Source organism: Variovorax sp. GW821-FHT09A10 (assembly GCF_059418385.1).
The window spans coordinates 529,164-551,053 of record NZ_JBWKPT010000001.1 but is presented as its reverse complement, the minus strand read 5'-3'; the positions used below and the strand labels follow the sequence as shown (position 1 = coordinate 551,053).

Genomic DNA, 21,890 nt, shown 5'->3' with positions numbered 1-21,890 from the left:
TCAGCCTCCGCGTGCCTTGAACTTGGGATCGAGCGCGTCGCGCAGGCCGTCGCCGAGCATGTTCACGGCCAGCACCGTGAGCGCCAGGAAGAGGCCGGGCAGCAGCACGGTCGAGGGGTGCGAGGTGAAGTGCGTGCGGCCCTCGGACATGATGTTCCCCCAGGTCGGCACTTCGGACGGCAGGCCGATGCCCAGGAAGGACATCACGGCCTCCGCCAGCATCGCCGCCGCGCAGATGAAGGTGCCCTGCACGATCAGCGGCGCCACCGTGTTGGGCAGGATGTGGCGCAACATCAGCTTCCAGGTCGGCGTGTCGAGCGCGACGGCCGCCTCCACGTAGGGCTCTTCGCGCACCGACAGCACCACCGAGCGCACCAGCCGCGCCACGCGCGGCGTCTCGGGCACCACGATGGCCAGGATCACCGTGAGCAGGCTGGGCCGCCACACGGCCACCAGCACGATCGCGAACAGGATGCCGGGGATGGCCATCATCCCGTCCATCACCCGCATGATCACGCCGTCCAGGCGCCGGAAGTAGCCCGCCACCATGCCCACCACGAGGCCGAACGCGACCGAGCCCAGCGCCACCGCCACGCCCACCGACAGCGAGATGCGCGCGCCGTAGGCCGTGCGGCTCCACAGGTCGCGGCCCATGCTGTCGGTGCCCAGCGGAAAGAAGCGATCGAAGCTGTCGCCCGCCAGCGTGGTGAACTCGGCGCGCGCGCCGGGCGGCAGGTGCGAGTTCGCGGGGTCCATCGCGTTCGGGTCGATGGTGCCGAGCCAGGGCGCGGCCACCGCCAGCAGCAGCATCGCGGCCAGCAGGACGCCGCCGATGCGCACGCCGCCGTTGGCGAGCAGGCGGCGCAGCAGCGAGCGGGCCGGGGCCCGGGGTGCAGCGGGAGGAACCGCGACAGAGGCAGGCGCGTCGTCGCGCAGGGAGATCGAAGTCATGGCGGGGCTTTCGAAGGAAGGTCAGTACCGGATGCGCGGATCGAGCAGCAGGTAGCTCAGGTCCACCAGCAGGTTGACCACCACGTACACGAGCGAGAAGAAGAGGGTGATCGCCTGGATCAGCGGGTAGTCGCGCGAGAGCACGGCATCCACCGTGAGCTGGCCCAGGCCGGGGATCGCGTAGATCGTCTCGGTGACCACCACGCCGCCGATCAGGCCCGCCACGCTCAGGCCGATGACGGTGGCGATCGGCACGGCCGCGTTGGCCAGCGCGTGGCGCAGCAGCATGCGCCACTCGGCGATGCCCTTGGCGCGCGCGGTGCGCACGTAGTCTTCGGTGAGCGCCTCCGACACCGCCGCGCGCGTGACCCGCGCGATGAGCGCCGCGTACATCACGGCCAGCGTGACGCAGGGCAGGGCGAGGTGGCGCAGCCACGGGCCCACGCCGTCGCCGATGCGCTGGTAGCCCTGCGAAGGCAGCCAGCCGAGCTGCATCGAGAACAGCCAGATCATCGCGTAGCCGGCCACGAACACCGGCACCGAGAAGCCGAGCACCGAGGCGCCCATGATGAAGCGGTCGAGCCGGCTGCCGCGCCGCGAGGCCGCGAGCACGCCCAGCGGCACGGCGATCAGCACCGTGAGCACCACCGTCACCGCCGCCACCGAGAGCGTGGGCTCCAGGCGCTGGCCGATCAGGTCGGTCACGCGCATCCGGTAGAAGAACGAGTAGCCGAGGTCGCCGCGCAGCACCTGGCCGAGCCAGTGCACGAACTGCGTCACGATCGATGCGTCCAGGCCCAGCTGGGCGCGGATGCGTGCGATGTCCTGCGCACTGGCCGCGTCGCCCGCGATGGCCGCCGCGGGGTCGCCGGGCGTCATGCGCAGCAGCAGGAAGACGATGACGGCCACGATCAGGAGCACGGGCGCGGTGGCCAGTCCGCGGCGCAACAGGAAGTGGAGCATGTGAATCAGGTCCTTGACGAGGGGCCGGGCGTGTGGCGCGGGCAAAGGAAGTCCCGCCCGGCTGCCGCGCAAGGCGCAGCCGGTCAGGGGTGGCGATCAGAAAGGGAGAGGGGCGGGCGCGCGGGCCGGCCTATGTCGCGGTCATGGCGATGGCGCGGACGTCTTGCGCACGTTCCAGTACAGCACCGCCGGCGACGGCAGCAGGCCGGTGATGGTGCCGCGGCGCACGGCCGTGGGCGCCTTGCCTTCGCCGAGCGGGGCGAGCACGCCGTGTTCGAGCACGACCTGCTGGATCTGCGTGGCGATCTCCTTGCGCTGCGCGAGGTCGGCGGTGGCGATGAACTTGGTCTTCAGCGCTTCGAGCTCGGGCACCACGGGCCAGCCGAAGTAGCCCTGGTCGCCGTTGCCGGTCAGCGGGCTGTAGCCGATGGGGCTGCTCGCGTCCACGCCGCCCCAGAAGGTGATGAAGGCGTTCCAGCCGCCGTTCTCGGGCAGGTCTTTCTTCGCGCGCCGGGTCACGAGCGTGGCCCAGTCGGTGGTCTGCACGTCGACGTTGAAGCCCACCTGCTTGAGCAGCTGGCCGTACACCGCGGGCAACTTGTTCAGCGCGGGCGCGTCGCCCGGCAGCAGGATCACCACGGGCTTGCCGTCGTAGCCCGATTCCTTGAGCAGCTTGCGCGCTTCTTCGAACTGCGGCTTGCCGGTGTAGAAGCCCGTCTTGTCGCTCGCATAGAGCGAGCCGCACAGGTAGATCGAGGCGCAGGGCTTGTAGAAGTCGCGGAAGGTGACCTGCGCGCGCAGCATCGCCTCCTGGTTGATGGCCAGCATCGCGGCCTTCAGCGCCTTGGGGTTGTTGAAGGGCGGCACCTTGTGGTTGTAGAGCACGGTGAAGGGGCCCGCCGGCATCACGTCGACGAGCTCGATCTTGTCGTTGGTGCGCATGCCGGTGTAGCCCGACGACGGCACGGTCTCGAGCATGTCGACCTCGCCGTTGAGCAGCGCGTTGGCCTGCGTCTGCGGGTCGCGCAGCATCACCCACTCGACGCGGTCGACGTGCACCACCTTGCCGCCGGCCAGGCCCGAGGCGGGCTCCTTGCGCGGCACGTAGGCGGTGTTCTTTCGGTAGATGACGCGGTCGCCCGGGCGGAAGTCTTCCTTGGCGAGCGTGAAGGGGCCGGAGCCCACCAGCTCGTCGATCTGCTTGTCGGCGGGCGTGTCGGCCACGCGCTTGGGCATGATGAACGGCACCAGCGGGTTGGGCTTGCCGAGCGCGTCGAGCACCACGCCGAAGGGCTGCTTGAACGTCATGCGAAAGCCGTTCGGCCCGTCGGCGGCGATGCTGTCCATCGCCTCGTACATCTTCTGGCCCAGCGTGTCGCGCTTGGCCCAGCGTGCCAGCGAGGCGATCACGTCCTGCGAGGTGACCGGTGCGCCGTCGTGGAACTTCAGGCCCGGGCGCAGCGTGAAGCTCCACACCTTGTTGTCGGCGCTCGCGCTGTACTTGTCGACCATCTGCGGCTTGATGACGCCCTTCTCGTCCATCGCGAAGAGGGTGTCGTAGATCATCAGGCCGTGGTTGCGCGTGATGTTGGCGGTGGTCCAGATCGGGTCGACGATCTTCAAATCCGACGAGGGCACGGTGCGAAGCACGGTCTGGGCGGACACGGTGGCGGCGAAGCACAAAGCGAGCGCCGACAGGGAAGCCGCCGCGACGCGGCGCGGTGAAAGGTGGATTGCCATGGAGCCTTACTTCTTTCGGGAGGGAGCGGAAGACGAGGGAGAGGAAGACGGGGGCGATTCCTTGCTTTCGCGCAGCTGCACCAGCAGGAATTCGAAGATGTCGCGCGAGCCTTCTTCGGCGTCGATGAGCTTGTGCATGATGCGGCGCAGGTTCTCGATGTCGGCGACGCTCAGGCAGTCGAGAAAGCGCGCTTCCATCTCATGCCCGATGGGCTCGGCGCGCAGCACCATGTCGATGCCGGCGGGGCTCAGGCACAGGCGGATCTGCCGCGCGTCTTCGGCCCCGATCTGGCGCTCGACCAGCTCGCGCTGCACCAGCGAACTCACCAGCTTGGAGACCAGCGTCTTCTCGATGGCGCAGGTCTGCACCAGCTGGCCCATGGTGATGCCGGGCGCGGCGCCGATCATGCGCAGCAGCCGCACGTCGCGGATCGACAGGCCGAGCTCGATCTCGTAGATGCGCGAGCCGCGGTCGCGCGTGCGCTGCGAGGCCAGGTCGAGCAGGACGTTGAGGTAGTCGTCTTTCAGGCGAAGCGGGGCGTGCATGGCGCGTTGGTAGAAGTCTTCAATAGTTGAAATGTTCAACTATGTGGGCGAACTACGCAAGCTCCGGGCCAGCTGTCGAGGGAAATCCCCTAGAAACGCACTGCCAGAGCGGAAAAGCGCAAAGAAGAAAGAAAAACCGGGCCTCTGAGGCCCGGCGTGTTTACCGATCCGGTGCTGCGCGTGCACCAGGATGCGAAGGCGGGCGCCGTGCAGGCGCCGCCGAGGTGCGCGCTGTCAGGCGGCGTCCTGGCGCACGATCACCTGGCCGTTGCGCGCACCGCTGTGCACGCCGTGGCGCCACGTCACGGCGCCGTTCACGATCACCGCGTCGATGCCTTCGGCCGGCTCGGTCGGCGTTTCGTAGTTCGCGGTGTCGCGCACGGTGGCGGCATTGAAGACCACCACGTCGGCGTGGTGCCCGACCTTGAGCGCGCCGCGCTCGTGCAGGCCGAAGTTGCGCGCCGTGAGCCCCGTCATCTTCCACACCGCCGTCTCCAGCGGGAACAGGCCCACGTCGCGGCTGTAGTGCCCCAGCACGCGCGGGAAGGTGCCCCACAGGCGCGGGTGCGGCTTGTCGCCCAGCGGAATGCCGTCGGAGCCGATCATGGTCTCGTCGAAGGCGAGCACGCGCTGCACGTCGTCCTCGTCCATCATGAAATAGATGGCGCTGCCGGGCGACAGGCGCAGCGCGGCCTCTTCGCCCGACACGCCCCATTCGGCCGCGATGTCCTTCAGGTCGCGGCCCGCGCATTCGGGGTGTGGCACGCTGGAGGCGATGAGCACGCGCCCGTCCATCATCCCGCGGTCGGTGCGGATCATGGTGGAGCCGGCCGTGTAGGGGTAGCAGTCGAGCCCGATGCACTGGCGCTTCATCGCTTCCTGGATGAAGGGCAGCGTCACCTTGGTCTTGCCGAAGTTCTGCGTGTTCTGCACCTTGTGGTGCGACACCACCACGGGGATGTCGAGCGCGCGGCCGATGTGGAAGGTTTCTTCGAGCGACTCCATCACGCGGTCGCTCTCGTCGCGCATGTGCGTCACGTACAGCGCCTTGCGCGCCGTGAGCGGGCGGCCGACCTCGATGATCTCCTCGGTGGTCGCCTTCACGGCCGGCGGGTAGAAGGTGCCGGTCGACAGGCCGATGGCGCCGGCCTGCATGGCTTCCTCGACCAGCGTCTGCATGGCGGCGATCTCCTTGTCGGTCGCGGGCCGGTCGAGGTCGGACATGGTCACGGCGCGCAGGGTCGAGTGGCCGACCATCGCCGCCACGTTGACCGACGAGGGCGTGGCGCGCAGCGCGTCGAGGTAGGCCGCAAACGTCGTGAAGCGGTCTTCGGGCGGCGTCTCGAGCAGGCTCAGCGGCATCGGCAGGTCCATGTCGGCACGCAGCGGTGCGGCGCTGATGCCGCAGTTGCCCGCCACCACCGTGGTCACGCCCTGCGACACCTTGAACGGCATCTGCGCGTGCGACAGCACGGCCTGGTCGTCGTGCGTGTGCGAGTCGATGAAGCCCGGCGCGACGATGCGGCCGGTGGCGTCGAGCGTCTGGTCGGCCGTGTGGCCCGCGAGCTTGCCGATGGCGGCGATGCGGCCGTTGACGATGCCCACGTCGGCGTCGAAGCGCGGGGCCTTGGTGCCGTCGATCACGGTGCCGCCGTGGATCAAGAGGTCGTAGTGGGGTGTCTTGTCGGTCATGAGGGCAGTGCTTTCAACGGAAGTGGCAGGCGACCCAATGGCCGCCCTGGGAAGACGAAGGGCGCTCCGTCAGTTCGGGCGTCTTCTCCTTGCACACGGCCTGCGCCATCGGGCAGCGCGTGTGAAAGCGGCAGCCCGAGGGCGGGTTGGCCGGGCTCGGTGGGTCGCCCTGCAGCAGCAGGCGGCGTGCGGGCGTGCGTGGGTTGGGCACGGGCACGGCCGACAGCAGGATCTCGGTGTACGGATGGCGCGGCGCCGAGAACAGCGTGTCGCGGTCTGCGATCTCCACGATGTGGCCGAGGTACATCACGGCCACGCGGTGGCTGATGTGGCGCACCACGGCGAGGTCGTGGGCCACGAAGAGGTAGGCGATGCCGAACTCGGCCTGCAGGTCCATCAGCAGGTTGACCACCTGCGCCTGCACCGACACGTCGAGCGCCGACACGGGCTCGTCGCAGACGATGAGTTTGGGGTTCAGTGCCAGCGCGCGCGCAATGCCCAAGCGCTGGCGCTGGCCGCCCGAGAACTCGTGCGGAAACTTCTTCACCGCCTCGGGCCGCAGGCCCACGCGCGAGAACAGCCACTGCACGCGCTCGCGCCGCTCGGCCACCGACACGTCGCCGAAGTTGCGCAGCGGCTCGGCCACGATGTCGCCGGCCGTGAGGCGCGGGTTCAGCGAGGCGTAGGGGTCCTGGAAGATGATCTGCAGGTCGCGCCGGCGCTGGCGCATCGCGTTCGCGGGCAGGGTCAGCAGCTCTTCGCCGTTCAGCCGCACCGAGCCCGAGGTGGGCTCGACCAGCCGCATCACCGACTTGGCCGTGGTGGTCTTGCCGCAGCCCGACTCGCCGACCAGCGACAGCGTTTCGCCGTGGCCGACGTTGAACGACACGCCGTCGACCGCCTGGATCGCGGGCTTGGTCGGTCGCAGCCAGCGCCGCGGCGAGGTGTAGTGCTTGCGCAGCTCGCGCACCTGCAGCAGCGGCGCCTTGGCGGATGTTGTTGTGGTTGTCGTCATGCGCTCACCTCGGCAGCCTCGTCGGTCCATTGTTCCTGCACCGCGAAGCAGGCGACCACGTGGCCGTCGCCCTGCGTGGACAGCGGCGGCGTCTCGCGGCGGCAGCGTTCGCGTGCCTGCGAACAGCGCGCGGCAAAGGCGCAGCCGCGCCCCAGCTCGTGCGCGGCGGGCACCATGCCCGGAATCTCGTGCAGCCGCGCGCTCGACGTGCTCATGGCGGGCATCGAGGCCATCAGCGCGCGGGTGTAGGGGTGCAGCGGGCGATCGAAGAGGTCGACCACGTCGGCCTCTTCCACCTTCTTGCCGGCGTACATGACGACGACGCGGTCGCAGCTCTCGGCCACCACGCCCAGGTCGTGCGTGATCATCACCACGCCCATGCCCAGCTCCTTCTGCAGCCGCTTGATGAGGTCGAGGATCTGCGCCTGGATGGTCACGTCGAGCGCGGTGGTGGGCTCGTCGGCGATCAGCACCTCGGGGTTGCAGGCCAGGGCCAGCGCGATCATCACGCGCTGGCGCATGCCGCCCGAGAGCTGGTGCGGGTACTCGTTCACGCGCCGCTCGGGCTCGGGGATCTGCACCAGGCGCAGCATCTCGACCGCGCGCTGCAGCGCCTCGGCGCGGCTGGCCTTCTGGTGCAGCTGCACGGTCTCGGCGATCTGCCGGCCCACGGTGAGCACCGGGTTCAGCGAGGTCATCGGCTCCTGGAAGATCATCGAGATGCGGTTGCCGCGGATCTGCCGCATCTCGCGTTCGCTCAGCTGCATCAGGTCGGTGCCGCGCAGGCGCACCGCGCCCATGTGGCGGCCGGGCGGCGTGGGCACCAGCCGCAGGATCGAGAGCGCCGTCACGCTCTTGCCGCAGCCCGATTCGCCGACCACGCCGAGCGTGCGGCCCGCGCGCACGGTGTACGACACGCCGTCGACCGAGCGCACCGTGCCCGCGAGCGTGCTGAAGTAGGTGCGCAGGTTGTCGACCTCGAGCAAGGGCTCGCCGGGGGCGAGGGTGGCCTGGGACATGGGAATGGTCATGACGCGTTCCTCTTCACAGCTGCCGCGCCAGGCGCGGGTCGAGCGCATCGCGCAGGCCGTCGCCGAGCAGGTTGATGGCCAGCACCGTGGCCGCCAGCAGCAGGCCCGGGTACAGGATGATGTGGAACGCCACGGTCACGAAGTTGCGGCCCTCGGCCATCATGTTGCCCCAGCTCGGCGTCTGCGAAGGCACGCCCACGCCGAGGAAGGACAGCGCGGCCTCGGTGAGCACGGCGGCGGCGGCCACGAAGGTGGCCTGCACCACCAGCGGCGCCACGATGTTCGGCAGCACGTGCCGCACGAGGATCACCGGCAGCCGCGTGCCGACCGCATGCGCGGCCTCCACGAACAGCTGCTCGCGCAGCGTGAGCGCCAGCGAGCGCACCAGCCGCACCACGCGCGGAATCTCGGGCACGGTGATGGCGATGATCACGGTGGTGAGGCTGGCGCGCGTCACGGCCATGAGCGCAATGGCCAGCAGGATGCCGGGGATGGCCATGAGCCCGTCCATCACCCGCATGATCGGGCCGTCGGCCCAGCGCACGAAGCCCGACACCAGGCCCAGCGCGATGCCGAAGAAGGTGGCGAGCACGGCCACCGAGGCGCCGACGATCATCGACACGCGGCCGCCCCACACGGCGCGGCTGAACACGTCGCGGCCCAGCGCGTCGGTGCCGAACCAGTGCTCGGCCGAGGCCGGCTGCATGCGCGCGAGCGGGTCGATGTCCTGCGGGTCGTGGGTGGCGATCCAGGGCGCGGCGATGGACAGCGCGGCCACCGCGATGAGCAGCAGCGCGCCGACGATCAGCGTCGGGTGCTTGCGCACCCAGCGCCAGCGCGGCGGTACGAAAGGGGCGTCTTCGGCGGAAGCAGCGGCGGCATCGGCAGGCACCGGCGCATCGACCTCGCGCAAGGGCAGGGCAGTGGACATGGCGTCGTTGGGCTCGTTCTTTGTTCTAGTACTGGATGCGCGGATCGAAGAGGCGGTAGCTCAAATCGATCAGGAGGTTGATCAGCACGTACACGCCCGCCGACAGCAGCAGCACGCTCTGGATCACCGGGTAATCGTGGCGCTGCACCGAATCGATCACGAGCCGGCCCACACCCGGAATGGCGAACACCGTCTCGGTGACCACCACGCCGCCGATCAGGAGCGCAATGCCCGCGCCGATGGTGGTGGCGATGGGAATGGCCGCGTTGCGCAGCGCGTGGCCCAGCACCGGCAGCACGCCCAGGCCCTTGGCGCGCGCGGTGCGGATGTAGTCCTCGTGCAGCACCTCGAGCACGGTGGCGCGCGTCATGCGCGTCACCAGCGCGATGTACACCAGCGCCAGGTTCACGCAGGGCAGCACCAGCGCGCGCAGCCAGGCACCGGGGCCTTCGGAGAAGTTCACGTAGCCCTGCACCGGGAACCACGGCAGCTGCACCGCGAAGGTGTAGACCAGCAGGTAGCCCACGAGGAACACCGGCACCGAGAAGGCCAGCACCGCGAACAACATCACGAGCCGGTCGATCCAGGTGCCCGCGCAGTAGGCCGCGAGCGTGCCCAGCGGCACGGCCGTCACCAGCGTGATGAGCATGGTCAGCGCCGCGATCGACACCGTGGGCTCCAGCCGCTGGCCGAGCAGCTGCGTCACCGGCACCTGCGTGAAGATCGAGGTGCCCAGGTCGCCGGTGAAGATCTTGCCGATCCACAGCCCGAACTGCTGCCACAGCGGCAGGTTCAGGCCGAGCGCGGCGCGCAGCTTGTCGATGTCCTCGGTGGTGGCGAGGTCGCCCGCGATGAGCGCGGCCGGATCGCCGGGCGACAGGTGGATCAGCAGGAACACCACCACGGCCACCACCGCCATCACCGGCAGCGTGGAAAGAAAGCGTCGAACGATGTAGCCCATGGTGGCGCGTGGCTTACTTGTCGAGCACCCAGACGGTGGGCATGCCGGCCCACATCTTGTCCAGCCCCTTGATGCTGGCGCGCGCCGCGAACGCGGCCGAGTACTGGCCGGCGTTGATGTACGGCACGGCCTCGTAGGCGCGCGACTGGAAGGCGTCGAGCAGTTCCTTGCGCTTGGCCGGCACGGTTTCCTTCAGCCAGGCGGTGCGCAGCTCGTCGAGTTTCTTGTCGCAGGGCCAGCCGGGCAGCGTGTTGCCGCAGGCCGCGCCCAGGTAGGCGTTGCTGATGGGCGAGTTCACGTCGAACTCGCCGGCCACCGTGACGTACATGTTCCAGCCGCCGGCGTCGGCCGCATCGCGCTTGGCGCGGCGCGCACCGATGGAGGCCCAGTCCATGGTCTGCGCATCGACGTTCAGGCCGATGCTCTTCATGGTCTGCGCGGCCATCAGCGCCTCGGCGTTGAGGTAGGGCACGTCGCTGGGCACCATCAGCACCACCTTCTCGCCCTTGTAGCCGGCGTCGGCGAGCATCTTCTTCGCCTTGGCGACGTCGGCCTTGCGGAAAGGCTCCGCGCCGGCCGAGGTGTCGTTGGGGCTGCCGCAGATGAACCAGGTGGCGCAGTAGGCCATGCGCATGTCCAGCGGGAAGCCCATGGCCGCGACGAAGCGCTCCTGGTTCACGGCCTGCAGCAGCGCCTGGCGCACCTTCGGGTTGTCGAAGGGCGGGTGCAGCTGGTTCATCACCAGGAAGCCCTGGTAGGCGCCGCCGGAGCCGATCTTGATGTTGCTGTCGGTGCGCAGCGGTGCGATGTAGTCGGGCGCCAGCTGCTCGATGTAGTCGACCTCGCCGCGCTTGAGCGCCGAGATCGCGCTGTTGGCGTCGGGCAGGTAGAGCCATTCGACGCGGTCGAGGCTGGTCTTCTTGCTGCCGGCCAGGCCGCTCGGCGGCTCGCTGCGCGCCACGTAGTTCGGGTTGCGCACGAACACCGTCTTGTTGCCCGGCACCCATTCGTCACGCTTGAAGATGAAGGGCCCCGAGCCGACGACCTCGGTGAGGGGCGCGGTGGCCGGCAGCTTGGCGATGCGCTCGGGCAGGATCACCGGCGGAAAGCCCGAGGGCTTGGCCAGCGCGTCGAGCACCATGCCGAAGGGCTCGTTGAGCGTGAGCGTGAAGTTGCGCGCGTCGGTGGCCTTCCACTCGGCACCCACGCCCGTCATGGCGCGGCCCAGGCTGTCGCGTGCCGCCCAGCGCTGCAGCGAGGCCACGGCGTCGGCCGAGGTCACGGCGGCGCCGTCGGAGAACTTCAGGCCCGGGCGCAGCGTGAAGCTCCACTGCTTGCCGTCCTTGGAGGTCGTGTACTTCTCGACCATCTGCGGCTGCGGCTTGCCGGTGGCATCCTGCGCGAACAGCGTGTCGTACACCATGTGGCCGAAGTTGCGCGAGATGTAGGCCGTGGTGAAGGTCGGGTCGAGGATCTTCAGGTCGGCATGCGCCACCACCTTGAGTGTCTTGGGCGGCGTCTGGGCGAGCGCGGGAAGGCTGGCGGCCGAAAGGGCCAGGGCAGCGAGGGCAGCAAGCGTTCGTCGGGTCATCGTCGGTTCTCCGGTCGGTGGGGCGAAACAAAAAAGAAAAAGGGAGTTCAGGCGGCGACGCCGATGGGCCACTTCGGCAGGCGAGCCTTGCGGTACGGCAGGGTGGTGAGGTCGAGCGTCACGGCGCCCGGTGCGCCGGCGTAGATCACGTGCTTGGCCACCTGGGAGTACGACGCGTAGAAGTGCTGCGACGACTTGACGACCACGATCTTCTTGGCCGCCAGGTCGCAGCCCAGCTGCGTGAACAGGTCGGTGCCCATGGCCTGGTTGCGCCGCGTGATCAGCACGATGTCGATGCCGTTGACCTCGACCAGCGCGCAGTCGCCCATGGCCGTGGGCGTGTTCGACAGGCCCGTCATCACCAGGTCTTCCTTCAGCGCCTTCACGGTGCATTCGAGGTCCAGCGGGTCGCCCGACAGCGGGCTGATCTTGCCGCCGATGCGCATCTGCAGCTTCGCGCCCACGCCGGCGTCGAAGGCGATGCGCACGGCAATCGGGTCCCACATCGGGCCGAGCGCGGCGTTGGTGATGCCACGTTCCAGCATGCGGCGCAGGATGAAGGTGGAGTCGCTCGCTGCGCCGCCGCCGGGGTTGTCGGCGCCGTCGGCCAGCACCACGGGGCCGCCGTCGAAGGCCAGGGCCTCGTCGAGCGAGTCGTCGATGCTGGGGTAGTTGACCGTGAGGCCGTCGCGCATGCCGATGACTTCGTCGGCCAGCTGGCGTGCCAGTGCATTCGCCTTGGCCTGGTCGCCATCGGTGTAGACCAGCACCTTGGTGCCCATCTCGGGCACGTCGCCCCACGAGAAGCCGTGCGTGAGCGAGACCGAGAGCACGCCGTCCTTGCCTTCGAGCGCCTGCATGCGCTGCACGAAGCTGCGCGCCGGTTCGCGCGAGGTGTGGACGGTGACGATGATGTCGCAGTCGACCATCGCGACCACCGGCTTGACCTTGCCTTCGACGGCCGCGGCACAGATGTCGACCAGCTCCAGCCCGCGTTCGAGCACGTCGGTGTGCGGGTACTCCTTGAAGGAGACCATCACGTTGGCGTTGTCCACCATGGCGGGCGTGAGGTGGTTGTGCGGGTCGAGCTCGGCGCCGATCACCACATCAGGGCCCACGATCTGGCGCACGCGCGCCAGCATGTCGCCTTCGCAGTCGTCGTAGCCGTCGGCCACCATCGCGCCGTGCAGGCCGAGCAGCACCATGTCGACCGGCAGCGCGGCGCGCAGGTCGTTCAGCATCTCGTCGCGCAGCGTTTCGTAGGCGTGGCGCGTGGTGATGCCGCTGGGCTGCGCGCCCGCCACCATGCCTTCGAGCAGCGTCCAGCCTTTTTCCTTGCCGCGGATGCGCGCGGCCCACAGCGGGCCCGAGTAGATCGTCAGCGCATCGGGATGCTGGCCGGCGGGAAAGTAGCCGCGGTCCTTGAAGGACGCGATGCCGGTCGGCATCGGGCCGAAGGTGTTGGTTTCGGTCGCGAGGGAAGCACTGAAGACACGCATGGGATGGTCTCTTGGGGTTGTGGGTTGTTCTTGTCAGGCGGCAGCGGCAGTGCGCAGGCGCTGCGGCCCGAGCATCTCGGCCGTGAGCCCGAAGCCCGCGATGCGCTCGGGCAGCGGCAGGCCGCGTGCCAGCGCGGCGCAGGCCTCGCCCATGGCGGCCGAGGTCTGGATGCCGTAGCCGCCTTGCGCCGCGACCCAGAAGAAGCCGGGCGCGTCGGGCGCGAAACCGCCCACCAGGTCGCCGTCGGCCACGAAGGAGCGCAGGCCGGCCCAGGTGCGCGTGGGGCGGCGGATGGCGAGCGTGGTCGCCTCCTCGATGCGGTGCATGGCCATGGCGATGTCCATCTCTTCGGGTTGCACGTCCTGCGGCTCGACCGGGTCGGCGTTGGCCGGCGAGCCCAGCAACATGCCCGCGTCGGGCTTGATGTACCAGCCTTCGTCGGCGGCGAACACCATCGGCCAGTGCGCCACGCTCTGGCCCTCGGGCGGCGCGAAGATGAAGGCCGAGCGGCGGCGCGGCTCGATGCCCAGCGGGCGCACGCCCGCCAGCTGCGCGATCGTGTCGACCCAGGCGCCGGCGGCGTTGAGCACCACGGGCGCTTCGTACACCGTGCCACCCGCCGTCACGCGCCAGCGGTCGCCCACGCGCTCCATCGCCGTGACGTCGGCGTCGCACACCAGCTTGCCACCGGCCTGGCGCATGCCGCGCAGGTAGCCCTGGTGGATGGCGTGCACGTCCATGTCGGAGGCGTCGGGTTCGTACACCGCGCCGGCCACCTGCTCGGGGCGCAGCGCCGGCACCATCTCGCGCGCCTGCTCGCCGTCCAGGCGCTGGGCGCCGACGTTCATGGCGCGCAGCAGCTCCCAGTGCGCCTCGAGTTCGTGCAGGTGCTCGGTGCCCGCGACCATCATCGCGCCGCGCGGCGTGAGCAGCGGGTGCTCGGCAAAGCCTTCGGGCGGGTGTTCGAGGAAGGCGCGGCTGGCCATGGTGAGGGCGCGCACCTGCGGCGTGCCGTAGCTCTCCATGAAGAGCGCCGCCGAACGGCCGGTGGAGTGGTAGCCCGGCTGGGCTTCGCGTTCGAGCAGGATCACGCGGGCATGCGGGGCGAGCCAGTGGGCCACCGAGGCCCCGGCGATGCCGCCGCCGATCACGAGGTAGTCGGCCGCGACGGGAGTGGTTGTGCTTGTTGTCATCGCCGAAAAGTGTAGGTAGAAATTTGCGGATACGCAAATTGATTTGCGCCAACCAAGGGGAAACCATGGGTGCACCACCGAGGTGAAATTTGCGTACACGCAATTTGCACATACGCAAAACGCATGCCGGAGCTGTCGCGCCGTGCGTGGCCGGCCGGGCGCGGGGCTGGCAGAATCGCCCGGCATACCTAGAGAAAGCCAAGCGTGACTCCACACACAGGGAACCGGGGCGGGGCGAAGCCGAAGGAAGAGCCGCCCACGCTGGACCGCACCACTTTCGGCCATCGCCTGCGCACCGCGCGCAAGCGTTTCGGCTGGACGCTGGCGCAACTGGCCGAGCGCTCCGGCGTGTCGATCACCACCATCTCGCGCGCCGAGCGCGGCCAGCTCGCGCTCGGTTACGAGAACTTCACCGCGCTGGGCCGCGCGCTGGAGATGGACATGAACGCCATGTTCGCGGGCGCCGGCGTCAAGCCCGAGCAGCTCGACGGCCCGGTCGTCACGCGCGCGGGCAAGGGCGTGGTCTACAAGGGGCTGGCCATCGCCTACGAGTTCCTGGGCACCACTGCCGCCGGCAAGCAGATGAGCCCCATCGTCGGCACCGTGCACGCGCGCCGCATCAACGGCCCCGAGGACTTCGTGCGCCACACCGGCGAAGAGTTCGCCTACGTGCTGTCGGGCGAGATCGACGTGTACTTCGACAACGGCGAAGTGGTGCGCCTGGCGCGCGGCGACTCGCTGTACTTCGACAGCCGCCTCGGTCACGCCTACGTGAGCGTGAGCCGCCAGCTCGCGAAGATCGTGGGCATGACCTCGGGGGAGAGCGGGCACATGAAGTCGGCGCGCGAAGCGCCTGCGATGAAGCCGGCGCGCAAGACTGTGGCGGCGAAGAAGACCGGTCGGGGCGGGAAGGGGTGAGCGCGTCGCCGACCGGCATGGTCCGGGTCTATGTCTACGGCGCCGAAGCGACCTACAGCGGCGTCTGCGACTTCGAGTGGGATGCACCGGCCGTGGGTGGCAGGCACAAGCTCATGCTCTTCCTGGCGCAAAGTGAAGACGTCCCTCGCGAAGAGGATGCTGCGTCGGAGCTTGCGAAATTCGGATTCGTCGATCTTCGCCTCTGGGAAGGGCGCCCGGTGGATGTCGAAGCGCTGAACGATCCTCGGATGAACGCGTTCAGGAAACACTACGAAGGCGCATTCGAGGAGGGGTGCTCGGTCGTCTGGTACCCCTAGCTGGCAAAAGGCAGAAGAGAAGGATGAGGCCGGGGGCGGCTGTCCATACCGTTGAAACCACATGGGAGTCTCGTGATGTCGATCGTTGAGATCACAGGCTGGAAGCCTGGATTCCGGAAGGTGTCATGCACCGTTCTTTTGAGGGAAGTCCTTCAGCTGGGCTTGGCAGAAGCAAAGGGAGTGACGGATGGCATCATGGCTGGAAAAGTGCAGCGCATTGAAGCCGCCACGGCATTCATCGCGGATGACCTGGTTGCGCGGTTGAACGCTTTGGGGGCAATCGCGTGCCTTGCCACTGACATGAAGGAGAAATGACGATGCTCGAGCACCGGATTTTCACAACACCGTTCGCCAAGGTGTACCCGATGTACGTCCAGAAAGCGGAACGCAAGCAACGCACGAAAGACGAAGTCGATGAGGTCATCTGCTGGCTCACCGGCTACGACGCGGCGGGGCTTCAGCAGCAGATCGACCAGCAGAACGATTTCAGGACCTTCTTCGCGCAGGCCCCGGCGCTGCACCCGAACCGCGCGCTGATCAAGGGTGTGGTGTGCGGCGTGCGCGTCGAGGAAGTCGAAGACCCGCTGATGCAGAAGATCCGCTACATGGACAAGCTGGTCGACGAGCTGGCCAAGGGCAAGGCGATCGAGAAGATCCTGCGGACGTAGTGCGTGTCTAGCCGGTCGCCACGATGACGTGCGCCTGGATCTTCCCGGCTACCGGGCCCGTGCCGTGTCGGCTGGCAATCGCCTCGGCCGAGCGGTCCGTCGCGAGCTGAAGCAGGCTCGCATCGCGCGCCTCGATCTCGTTGCGCAGCGGCGTGCCCTGGCAGTAGGCCATGGCCACCTCGCTGGCAGAAGGCGAGCGGCTCAGCTTCTCGAGCGTCTTGATCTCGATGTCGGTGAACCCCGCGCGGCCAAGGTCTTGGCGGATCAGTGCGACGTCGTGGTAGCCGTGCGGCGTGCGCGCGAGAAAGCGCGGCGGGTCGTCCGGGAACACGGTGGCGACGGCGCGGGTGACATCGTCGGCAAAGGCGTTGTCCTCGATGCGGTCCCAGACGCTGAACACGAAGCGCCCGCCGGGCTTGAGCACGCGGCGCGCCTCGCTGTAGCCGGCGACCCGATCGGGAAAGAACATCGCGCCGAACTGGCAGCACACCACATCGAACGAGGCGTCGTCGAACGGCAGGGCGAGCGCATCGGCCTGCCGCCATTCGAGGCGGCTGTCGGCGGCCTGCCGCGTGACGGCGTAGTCGAGCATGGCCGGGTTGAGGTCTGTCACCACGTAGCGCGCGTCGGCGCGCAGCTGGGGCGCCAGCGCCCGCGTGACCGCGCCGCTGCCGGCCGCCGTTTCGAGCACCGCGCCAGGCGAGAACGCCGCGATGAGCGCCGCCACGTCGGTGGCGTAGCCCTCGAAGATCAAGGGGACCATCAGCGTGTCGTAGAACTTCGGGATCGAGCCCGCGAACACCTTGTCGCTTTCGGCAGCCATGGGAACTCCTTGATAGCTCTGGGCAGTGCATGGCTTGACCATTCATTGCAGAGCGGGCCTGCTCCCTTGCTCCAGCGCGTCCGTTGCCTGTTTGGGCATGCGTGACGGGGACGATGGGCCATGGTGGCCCTGCCAGGCATCGGCGTCAACGCCGTTGCGCGGGCGTTCTCCCCTGTAGTGGGTACTGGAGATGTTGCCGGGCGTTTCCCGGCGCTTCAACGGCCGCGGTCGCCGTCGCGCACCGATTCGATGGTGCCGTTGTAGATGCGCACGATGCCGAAGAAGGTGCCCGGCCCGCGGTCGTAGGTCCATTCCTCCATCGGTACGCATTGATTGGCCAGCACCGCCTCGGGGCTGCCCGGCCGGAACGGCGTGAGGACCCAGCCCAGCTGCACCATCGGCACGCAGACCGCCTGCCGATAGACCGGCTCGCCGCAGGTCTGGAGCAAGGTCGCGGGCGACGCCCCCTTTCCGACGAGGTAGCCGTTGCAGGCGAGGGACTGTGCTGCCGCGGAACTGGCGATCAGCAAGGCGGCCGCTGCGATCGAAACCCCGGTGACCAGGCGTGCGAAACGAGCCGTGCCCGGCATCGTTGACCCTCTTGAATGCTTCATGCGGTCATCGCTCACTCACTCACGAACCAGCTGGGCGTACCGCCAGAGGCCCCAGATCGCGCCGACGGTGATGCCGATGCCCACGCTCCAGCCCGCCGGCACATCGAAGCCGAGGGCCAGGATCAGCATCAAGCCGACGCTGACCAGCGCGATGAACGTCAGCGTGACGAAATCGAAGCGTGCGACCTCGACGGTGTCTTCCGTCACGCTGCGGTTGCGCTGGCCGTGCTTGCGGCGCAGGCCCCGGAACAGCAGGACATCGAGAACGAAATCGAAGATGCCGACGACAAGGTCGGCCAGGATGCTCCACATCGGGATGCTCCATGTTTGTGGTGACACCCTGGGTTGTCGCAGACCTCGCGATGGTCCGACCCGGGTGGTGCGGCGGAGCCGGGCGAAATGTTAGCGTGCTTCCGGCAAGGCAGGCCATCGTCCTCCGACCCGCTTCACCCCGGCATCTTCGGCGGCCAGTGGTGCGTCTCGCCGCGGCCCTCGCTGCACCAGGCATACAGCGCGTCGTACATCACGAGCCCGTGCCGCAGCATCGCGTGGTCGTCGGCGAACACGCGCGACAGGCCCAGCGAGATGGCGTAGAGCCCTGCCGACTGCGGCGTGAGGTCGAGCCGCGAGGTGTCGGCCCCGCGCACGATGTCGGCCATCTGGTGCAGCGCAGGGTCGGTGAGCCGGTACTTCGCGAGGAAGGCATCGAAGCTGCAGCGCTCGCCGACGTGGCTCATCTCCACGCCCGGAATGTCGTAGGGCGTGGCGCCGGTGCTTTGCGCCATGGCCAGCACGTCGGCCGGCGGCACGTAGAGAAACTCGGCCTCGCGGTCTATGAACCGCAGGATCAGCCACGGGCAGGCGATGCGGTCGATCTTCGGGCGTTCGCGGGTGATCCATTTCATGACGTGGCTCCTGTGTCGGCAGGCTTGGGCTGGAGCGGCCGGCCGGCGGCCTGCCAGCCGTCGATGCCGCCGCGCAGATAGCGTGCGTCCAGGCCCGCAGCGCGCAGCCGCAGGGCCGTGCTGCGCCCCACCTCGTGGCCGTACACGCAGTAGACGACCAGCGCGCGATCGGCCGGGAGTTCGGCGGCCCAGCGCTCGACCGCCGCCGGGTCGCGCCAGCGGGCACCGGGGAGCATCGACGCGGCCTGCGCGAACACGCCGGCACGGCGCACGTCGAGCAGCATCGATCCGGCCACCTCGTCCTGCGTCGCGCCGAAGGGTTCGCTGGCGGCATGCACCGCCTGCTGGTAGCGCGCGTACACCGGGGCCCAGTCGATGTTCGCCATGAAGGCATCGACATACGCGCCGGCGGCGGCGCCGTGGTCCAGGTGGTAGGCGTGCTCATACATGTCCAGCGCCAGCAGCGGCGTGCCGCCCGCCAGCGCGTGGGTGTGGTCAGCAGCCCATTGGTTGACCAGCGTGCCCTCGCGCGGCTGGAAGCTGAGCAGCACCCAGCCCGAACCGCCACCAAGCGCCTTGCCCATCGCTGCGAATTCCTCGCGCCATCGGTCCACGCTGCCGAAGCTGGCTGCCAGGGCGAGTGCCATGGCGGGCTCCATCGTCTGGCCGTCGCCGCCGAGCGAGGCGAAGTACAGCTCGTGCAGCAGCATCGAATTGGTGGCGATGAGCTCTTCGCGCTTGAGGCCGTTGAGTTCGAAGCCGGGCATGGCGGCGAAAGATGCCGTGGCGAGCTTTGCGCGGATGGCGTTGAGGCGCTTGACCGCACCGCCATAGTTGTTCTGGTGATGGCTGTTCAGAAGTTGCGCCGACAGGCCGCGCAGCGCGGCGGGATCGAAGGGCAAGGCTTGAGTTCGGGCGTCCATGACGACTCCTTCAGCGCAGCAGCGGAAGCAACAGGGTGACCGCCAACCCGATGGCCGCGCAGGCACCGAGCAGTGGCATCACGCCGACCTTGAAGCGGAACAGGGCGAGCGTCGCGGCCACGGCCATCACCGCCGACACCGCATCGAAGCGGCCACCGAAGCCGTGTGGCCAGAGCACGTGGTACGCGAAGAACAGTGCCAGGTTCAGGATCACGCCCACCACCGCCGCAGTGATCGCCGACAGCGGCGCCGTGAAGCCCAGCCTGCCGTGCGTGGCCTCGATGGCGGGCCCGCCCGCCAGGATGAAGATGAACGAGGGCAGGAAGGTGAAGAAGGTGACGACCGTCGCGGCCAGCGCGCCGGCGAGGAACAGCGAGTCGGGCCCCAGCACCTGCGTCAGCCAGCCGCCGACAAAGCCGACGAAGGCCACGACCATGATGAGCGGCCCCGGCGTGGTTTCTCCCAGCGCCAGCCCGTCGATCATCTGCGCGCCGGAAAGCCAGTGGTACTGCTCGACGGCCCCCTGGTAGACGTAGGGCAGCACGGCATAGGCGCCGCCGAAGGTCAGCAGCGCGGCCTTGGTGAAGAACCATCCCATCTGCGAGAGCGTGCCGTGCAGGCCCTGGGTCGCGACGAGCGCGCCCATGGCCAGCAGCCACAGGCCCAGGCCGATGCCCAGGATCTTCAGCAGGTGCGCGCGGGAAAAGCGCGCGTGCGCCGGCGTGGGCGTGTCGTCGTCGATCAGCGCCGGGCCGTAGTGCTGCTGCGCGCTGCCATGGCCGCCGCCGAGCGCGAACACCTCGGGCGCCCGTCGCGCGCCGAAGTGGCCGATGAGGCCGGCGGCCAGCACGATCGCCGGAAACGGCGCGTCGAACGCGAAGATGGCGACGAAGGCCGCGGCGGCGATGCCCCACAGCCACCGGTTCTTCAACGCGCGGCTGCCGATGCGGTGCGCCGCATGCAGCACCAGCGCGGTCACCGCGGGCTTGATGCCGTAGAAGATGCCGGCCACCACCGGCACGTTGCCGAAGCGCAGGTAGACCCACGACAGCGCGATGAGGATGAACAGCGAGGGCAGCACGAACAGGGCGCCGGCCACGAGGCCGCCGCGCGTGCGGTGCATGAGCCAGCCGATGTAGGTGGCCAGCTGCTGCGCCTCGGGGCCGGGCAGCAGCATGCAGAAGTTCAGCGCATGCAGGAAGCGCTTCTCGCTGATCCAGCGCCGCCGCTCGACCAGCTCCGCATGCATGATCGCGATCTGACCGGCGGGCCCGCCGAAGCTGATGAAGCCGAGCTTGAGCCAGAAGCGAAGCGCTTCGGCAAAGGAAATGGGCGTGGGGGGCGCAGGAAGCGCAGAGGAGGCGTCAGGCAAGGCGGTGTCCACGGAAAACTCCGTTGAGGGTCACCAGCGCTTGGACGGGACACCGTCTTTCTTTGCAGCGCGGGAGGCTGTTTTCCCGCGGAAGGGCATCGTAGCAGTGGATATTCCCTGCTGGCAACGTGGGCCAGATCGTCAGATGCCGTCGTCCCCTGTGCCGTCCGGCGAAACAGCCGGAATGTCCTTGGCGAGCTTCGCCAGCTCTCGCTTGTACGACGGCGCGCGGATGGCGGCACGCACGCGCTTGAGCGTGGCCGCATCGCCGATGAGAGGCCAGCAGTCCATCAGCAGCCAGTCCCGGCGCTGGCTCTGCGCCTTCGAGACCGTGGCGTCGACGGCGATGATGCGCGCCAGGACCGCATCCAGCGCCGGGGGATCGTCTGCAGGTGCGTGCGGCGTGCTGGCGCGCAGGGCGTCCACCAGCAGCTGCAGGCGAGTCAGCGCATCGAGTGATGTGTCCAGCGCAGCCAGTTCGGGCGCGGTGTCCAGCAGGTGGTCCAGTTCGCGCACGGCGGTTTCTTTCGCCAGCGGCTGCAGTGCGATGAAGGCCATGCCGTGGACGTGGCCCTTGGTGCCGATCCGCTTGTCGCGCGTCAACGCCAGGGCGTCGCGCCAACCATGGCGCCGGGAGACGGCCTTGACCAACTGGCGCCGCATGCTGTCCACCCAGTGGCGTTCGTGGCGCGACACATAGTTCGGCCACAGCGCCAGGAACGCCCGCGCATCGGCATGCGCCGCATGGTGCTCGCCGATGGCCCGCCAACCGACCCATTGCGCATCGCCGAAGTGCGGGCTTACCGCGGCCTGCATGGCGCCTGGCAGATCCCCGTCGGCCAGCAGGCGGTAGACGATGGCGCGCTGCAGGAAGCGTGGCGCCAGGTCGGAGGCGCTCACCTCGATGGCGCGTTGCGCCGTGGCCACCGGAATCAACCCGCCCGCCAGCAGCATGCAGACAGCGTCGCTCACGTTGAAGTCGGTGTGCTCACTGATGACCGTGGGCGCGCAGGCGCTGAAACGCAGGGCGGATTCGTAGAGGCGCCGCGAGCAGAAGGGGTCAGGGTCGGGGCCCTGCGTCAGGCGCGTGCGCAGGGCGGTCCGCGCCGCGTCCTGGAACGGAACCAGCGCGGTCGGCATCGGATACGGCGGGCGTGCGGCCGCCTGCGACTCTTCATCCGAAGGCGCGTACCCGATGGCGGCGACGGCCAGGTCGTCGAGCGAGGTCGTCAAAGC

23 protein-coding genes are annotated in these 21,890 nt (G+C 68.8%); 4 read left to right on the top strand and 19 right to left on the bottom strand.

What is annotated here, in order from left to right; all coding sequences use genetic code 11:
• The 12 genes from AC07Q9_RS02635 to AC07Q9_RS02580 form a co-directional block, all read right to left on the bottom strand.
• Positions 1 to 951 carry an ABC transporter permease gene (locus tag AC07Q9_RS02635; protein WP_495307183.1) on the bottom strand — a complete coding sequence of 317 codons (951 nt, stop codon included), beginning with the start codon at positions 949 to 951 and terminating at the stop codon, positions 1 to 3.
• 21 nt (positions 952 to 972) lie between these two features.
• Positions 973 to 1,914, bottom strand: coding sequence for an ABC transporter permease (locus AC07Q9_RS02630; RefSeq protein WP_495307181.1), 942 nt, complete (start codon positions 1,912 to 1,914; stop codon positions 973 to 975).
• A gap of 141 nt (positions 1,915 to 2,055) precedes the next feature.
• Complete coding sequence (locus AC07Q9_RS02625) at positions 2,056 to 3,654, bottom strand: ABC transporter substrate-binding protein (protein ID WP_492734481.1); 1,599 nt, start codon at positions 3,652 to 3,654, stop codon at positions 2,056 to 2,058.
• Between the two features lie 6 nt (positions 3,655 to 3,660).
• Positions 3,661 to 4,200 (bottom strand): MarR family winged helix-turn-helix transcriptional regulator, encoded by a 540-nt coding sequence (locus AC07Q9_RS02620; protein ID WP_095744276.1) that lies wholly within the window; start codon positions 4,198 to 4,200, stop codon positions 3,661 to 3,663.
• A 234-nt stretch (positions 4,201 to 4,434) separates the two neighbouring features.
• Positions 4,435 to 5,892, bottom strand: a complete 1,458-nt coding sequence (locus tag AC07Q9_RS02615) for an N-acyl-D-amino-acid deacylase family protein (RefSeq protein ID WP_495307179.1) — start codon at positions 5,890 to 5,892, stop codon at positions 4,435 to 4,437.
• Between the two features lie 13 nt (positions 5,893 to 5,905).
• The gene (locus AC07Q9_RS02610; RefSeq protein ID WP_495307177.1) at positions 5,906 to 6,907 is read right to left on the bottom strand and encodes an ABC transporter ATP-binding protein; all 1,002 of its coding nucleotides are present in this window, start codon (positions 6,905 to 6,907) and stop codon (positions 5,906 to 5,908) included.
• On the bottom strand, positions 6,904 to 7,938 hold the full coding sequence (locus AC07Q9_RS02605) for an ABC transporter ATP-binding protein (RefSeq protein WP_495307175.1): 1,035 nt from the start codon (positions 7,936 to 7,938) through the stop codon (positions 6,904 to 6,906). The genes AC07Q9_RS02610 and AC07Q9_RS02605 overlap by 4 nt, the downstream gene beginning before the upstream one ends.
• Positions 7,939 to 7,951: 13 nt before the next feature.
• A complete protein-coding gene (locus tag AC07Q9_RS02600; RefSeq protein ID WP_495307174.1) occupies positions 7,952 to 8,869 on the bottom strand; it encodes an ABC transporter permease in 918 nt (305 codons plus the stop codon).
• 25 nt (positions 8,870 to 8,894) lie between these two features.
• Positions 8,895 to 9,830, bottom strand: coding sequence for an ABC transporter permease (locus AC07Q9_RS02595; protein ID WP_056574393.1), 936 nt, complete (start codon positions 9,828 to 9,830; stop codon positions 8,895 to 8,897).
• Between the two features lie 13 nt (positions 9,831 to 9,843).
• Positions 9,844 to 11,421: an ABC transporter substrate-binding protein gene (locus AC07Q9_RS02590; RefSeq protein WP_495307172.1), complete on the bottom strand. Its 1,578-nt coding sequence runs from the start codon at positions 11,419 to 11,421 to the stop codon at positions 9,844 to 9,846.
• Between the two features lie 47 nt (positions 11,422 to 11,468).
• Entirely contained in the window at positions 11,469 to 12,920 is a 1,452-nt protein-coding gene (locus AC07Q9_RS02585; protein WP_492677800.1) for a M81 family metallopeptidase, read from the bottom strand.
• A gap of 33 nt (positions 12,921 to 12,953) precedes the next feature.
• A complete protein-coding gene (locus tag AC07Q9_RS02580) occupies positions 12,954 to 14,114 on the bottom strand; it encodes an NAD(P)/FAD-dependent oxidoreductase (protein ID WP_495307170.1) in 1,161 nt (386 codons plus the stop codon).
• Positions 14,115 to 14,318: 204 nt separating this feature from the next.
• On the opposite strand from AC07Q9_RS02580, the gene AC07Q9_RS02575 reads away from it, so the two are divergent.
• The 4 genes from AC07Q9_RS02575 to AC07Q9_RS02560 all read left to right on the top strand — a co-directional run bounded on the left by AC07Q9_RS02575 (position 14,319) and on the right by AC07Q9_RS02560 (position 16,017).
• Entirely contained in the window at positions 14,319 to 15,032 is a 714-nt protein-coding gene (locus AC07Q9_RS02575) for a helix-turn-helix domain-containing protein (RefSeq protein ID WP_390345616.1), read from the top strand.
• A complete protein-coding gene (locus tag AC07Q9_RS02570) occupies positions 15,029 to 15,349 on the top strand; it encodes a hypothetical protein (protein WP_495307169.1) in 321 nt (106 codons plus the stop codon). Before AC07Q9_RS02575 ends, AC07Q9_RS02570 begins: the two co-directional genes overlap by 4 nt.
• A gap of 75 nt (positions 15,350 to 15,424) precedes the next feature.
• The gene (locus tag AC07Q9_RS02565) at positions 15,425 to 15,664 is read left to right on the top strand and encodes a hypothetical protein (RefSeq protein ID WP_495307167.1); all 240 of its coding nucleotides are present in this window, start codon (positions 15,425 to 15,427) and stop codon (positions 15,662 to 15,664) included.
• A 2-nt stretch (positions 15,665 to 15,666) separates the two neighbouring features.
• A complete protein-coding gene (locus tag AC07Q9_RS02560; protein WP_495307165.1) occupies positions 15,667 to 16,017 on the top strand; it encodes a DUF2200 domain-containing protein in 351 nt (116 codons plus the stop codon).
• A gap of 7 nt (positions 16,018 to 16,024) precedes the next feature.
• Here AC07Q9_RS02560 and AC07Q9_RS02555 read toward each other — a convergent pair whose 3' ends face one another.
• The 7 genes from AC07Q9_RS02555 to AC07Q9_RS02525 all read right to left on the bottom strand — a co-directional run bounded on the left by AC07Q9_RS02555 (position 16,025) and on the right by AC07Q9_RS02525 (position 21,887).
• Positions 16,025 to 16,840, bottom strand: coding sequence for a class I SAM-dependent methyltransferase (locus AC07Q9_RS02555; protein WP_489062397.1), 816 nt, complete (start codon positions 16,838 to 16,840; stop codon positions 16,025 to 16,027).
• Between the two features lie 215 nt (positions 16,841 to 17,055).
• On the bottom strand, positions 17,056 to 17,430 hold the full coding sequence (locus AC07Q9_RS02550) for a DUF2845 domain-containing protein (RefSeq protein WP_495307164.1): 375 nt from the start codon (positions 17,428 to 17,430) through the stop codon (positions 17,056 to 17,058).
• 39 nt (positions 17,431 to 17,469) lie between these two features.
• Positions 17,470 to 17,766 (bottom strand): hypothetical protein, encoded by a 297-nt coding sequence (locus AC07Q9_RS02545; protein ID WP_495307162.1) that lies wholly within the window; start codon positions 17,764 to 17,766, stop codon positions 17,470 to 17,472.
• A gap of 134 nt (positions 17,767 to 17,900) precedes the next feature.
• Positions 17,901 to 18,359 carry a chromate resistance protein ChrB domain-containing protein gene (locus tag AC07Q9_RS02540; RefSeq protein WP_495307161.1) on the bottom strand — a complete coding sequence of 153 codons (459 nt, stop codon included), beginning with the start codon at positions 18,357 to 18,359 and terminating at the stop codon, positions 17,901 to 17,903.
• Complete coding sequence (locus AC07Q9_RS02535) at positions 18,356 to 19,282, bottom strand: Fe-Mn family superoxide dismutase (RefSeq protein WP_495307160.1); 927 nt, start codon at positions 19,280 to 19,282, stop codon at positions 18,356 to 18,358. Before AC07Q9_RS02535 ends, AC07Q9_RS02540 begins: the two co-directional genes overlap by 4 nt.
• Before the next feature lie 10 nt (positions 19,283 to 19,292).
• On the bottom strand, positions 19,293 to 20,666 hold the full coding sequence (gene chrA / locus AC07Q9_RS02530) for a chromate efflux transporter (protein WP_495307158.1): 1,374 nt from the start codon (positions 20,664 to 20,666) through the stop codon (positions 19,293 to 19,295).
• A gap of 129 nt (positions 20,667 to 20,795) precedes the next feature.
• Positions 20,796 to 21,887, bottom strand: a complete 1,092-nt coding sequence (locus AC07Q9_RS02525) for a hypothetical protein (protein ID WP_495307156.1) — start codon at positions 21,885 to 21,887, stop codon at positions 20,796 to 20,798.
• Positions 21,888 to 21,890 lie beyond the last annotated feature (3 nt).

Excerpts from the sequence above, each read along its gene's own strand:
- AC07Q9_RS02580 (WP_495307170.1), bottom strand. The coding sequence starts at position 14,114 with ATGACAACAAGCACAACCACTCCCGTCGCGGCCGACTACCTCGTGATC.
- AC07Q9_RS02560 (WP_495307165.1), top strand. The coding sequence starts at position 15,667 with ATGCTCGAGCACCGGATTTTCACAACACCGTTCGCCAAGGTGTACCCG.
- AC07Q9_RS02540 (WP_495307161.1), bottom strand. The coding sequence starts at position 18,359 with ATGAAATGGATCACCCGCGAACGCCCGAAGATCGACCGCATCGCCTGC.
- AC07Q9_RS02555 (WP_489062397.1), bottom strand. The coding sequence starts at position 16,840 with ATGGCTGCCGAAAGCGACAAGGTGTTCGCGGGCTCGATCCCGAAGTTC.
- AC07Q9_RS02565 (WP_495307167.1), top strand. The coding sequence starts at position 15,425 with ATGTCGATCGTTGAGATCACAGGCTGGAAGCCTGGATTCCGGAAGGTG.
- AC07Q9_RS02630 (WP_495307181.1), bottom strand. The coding sequence starts at position 1,914 with ATGCTCCACTTCCTGTTGCGCCGCGGACTGGCCACCGCGCCCGTGCTC.
- AC07Q9_RS02595 (WP_056574393.1), bottom strand. The coding sequence starts at position 9,830 with ATGGGCTACATCGTTCGACGCTTTCTTTCCACGCTGCCGGTGATGGCG.
- AC07Q9_RS02585 (WP_492677800.1), bottom strand. The coding sequence starts at position 12,920 with ATGCGTGTCTTCAGTGCTTCCCTCGCGACCGAAACCAACACCTTCGGC.
- AC07Q9_RS02550 (WP_495307164.1), bottom strand. The coding sequence starts at position 17,430 with ATGCCGGGCACGGCTCGTTTCGCACGCCTGGTCACCGGGGTTTCGATC.
- AC07Q9_RS02625 (WP_492734481.1), bottom strand. The coding sequence starts at position 3,654 with ATGGCAATCCACCTTTCACCGCGCCGCGTCGCGGCGGCTTCCCTGTCG.
- AC07Q9_RS02615 (WP_495307179.1), bottom strand. The coding sequence starts at position 5,892 with ATGACCGACAAGACACCCCACTACGACCTCTTGATCCACGGCGGCACC.
- AC07Q9_RS02610 (WP_495307177.1), bottom strand. The coding sequence starts at position 6,907 with ATGACGACAACCACAACAACATCCGCCAAGGCGCCGCTGCTGCAGGTG.
- AC07Q9_RS02535 (WP_495307160.1), bottom strand. The coding sequence starts at position 19,282 with ATGGACGCCCGAACTCAAGCCTTGCCCTTCGATCCCGCCGCGCTGCGC.
- AC07Q9_RS02545 (WP_495307162.1), bottom strand. The coding sequence starts at position 17,766 with ATGTGGAGCATCCTGGCCGACCTTGTCGTCGGCATCTTCGATTTCGTT.
- AC07Q9_RS02605 (WP_495307175.1), bottom strand. The coding sequence starts at position 7,938 with ATGACCATTCCCATGTCCCAGGCCACCCTCGCCCCCGGCGAGCCCTTG.
- AC07Q9_RS02635 (WP_495307183.1), bottom strand. The coding sequence starts at position 951 with ATGACTTCGATCTCCCTGCGCGACGACGCGCCTGCCTCTGTCGCGGTT.
- AC07Q9_RS02590 (WP_495307172.1), bottom strand. The coding sequence starts at position 11,421 with ATGACCCGACGAACGCTTGCTGCCCTCGCTGCCCTGGCCCTTTCGGCC.
- AC07Q9_RS02600 (WP_495307174.1), bottom strand. The coding sequence starts at position 8,869 with ATGTCCACTGCCCTGCCCTTGCGCGAGGTCGATGCGCCGGTGCCTGCC.
- AC07Q9_RS02620 (WP_095744276.1), bottom strand. The coding sequence starts at position 4,200 with ATGCACGCCCCGCTTCGCCTGAAAGACGACTACCTCAACGTCCTGCTC.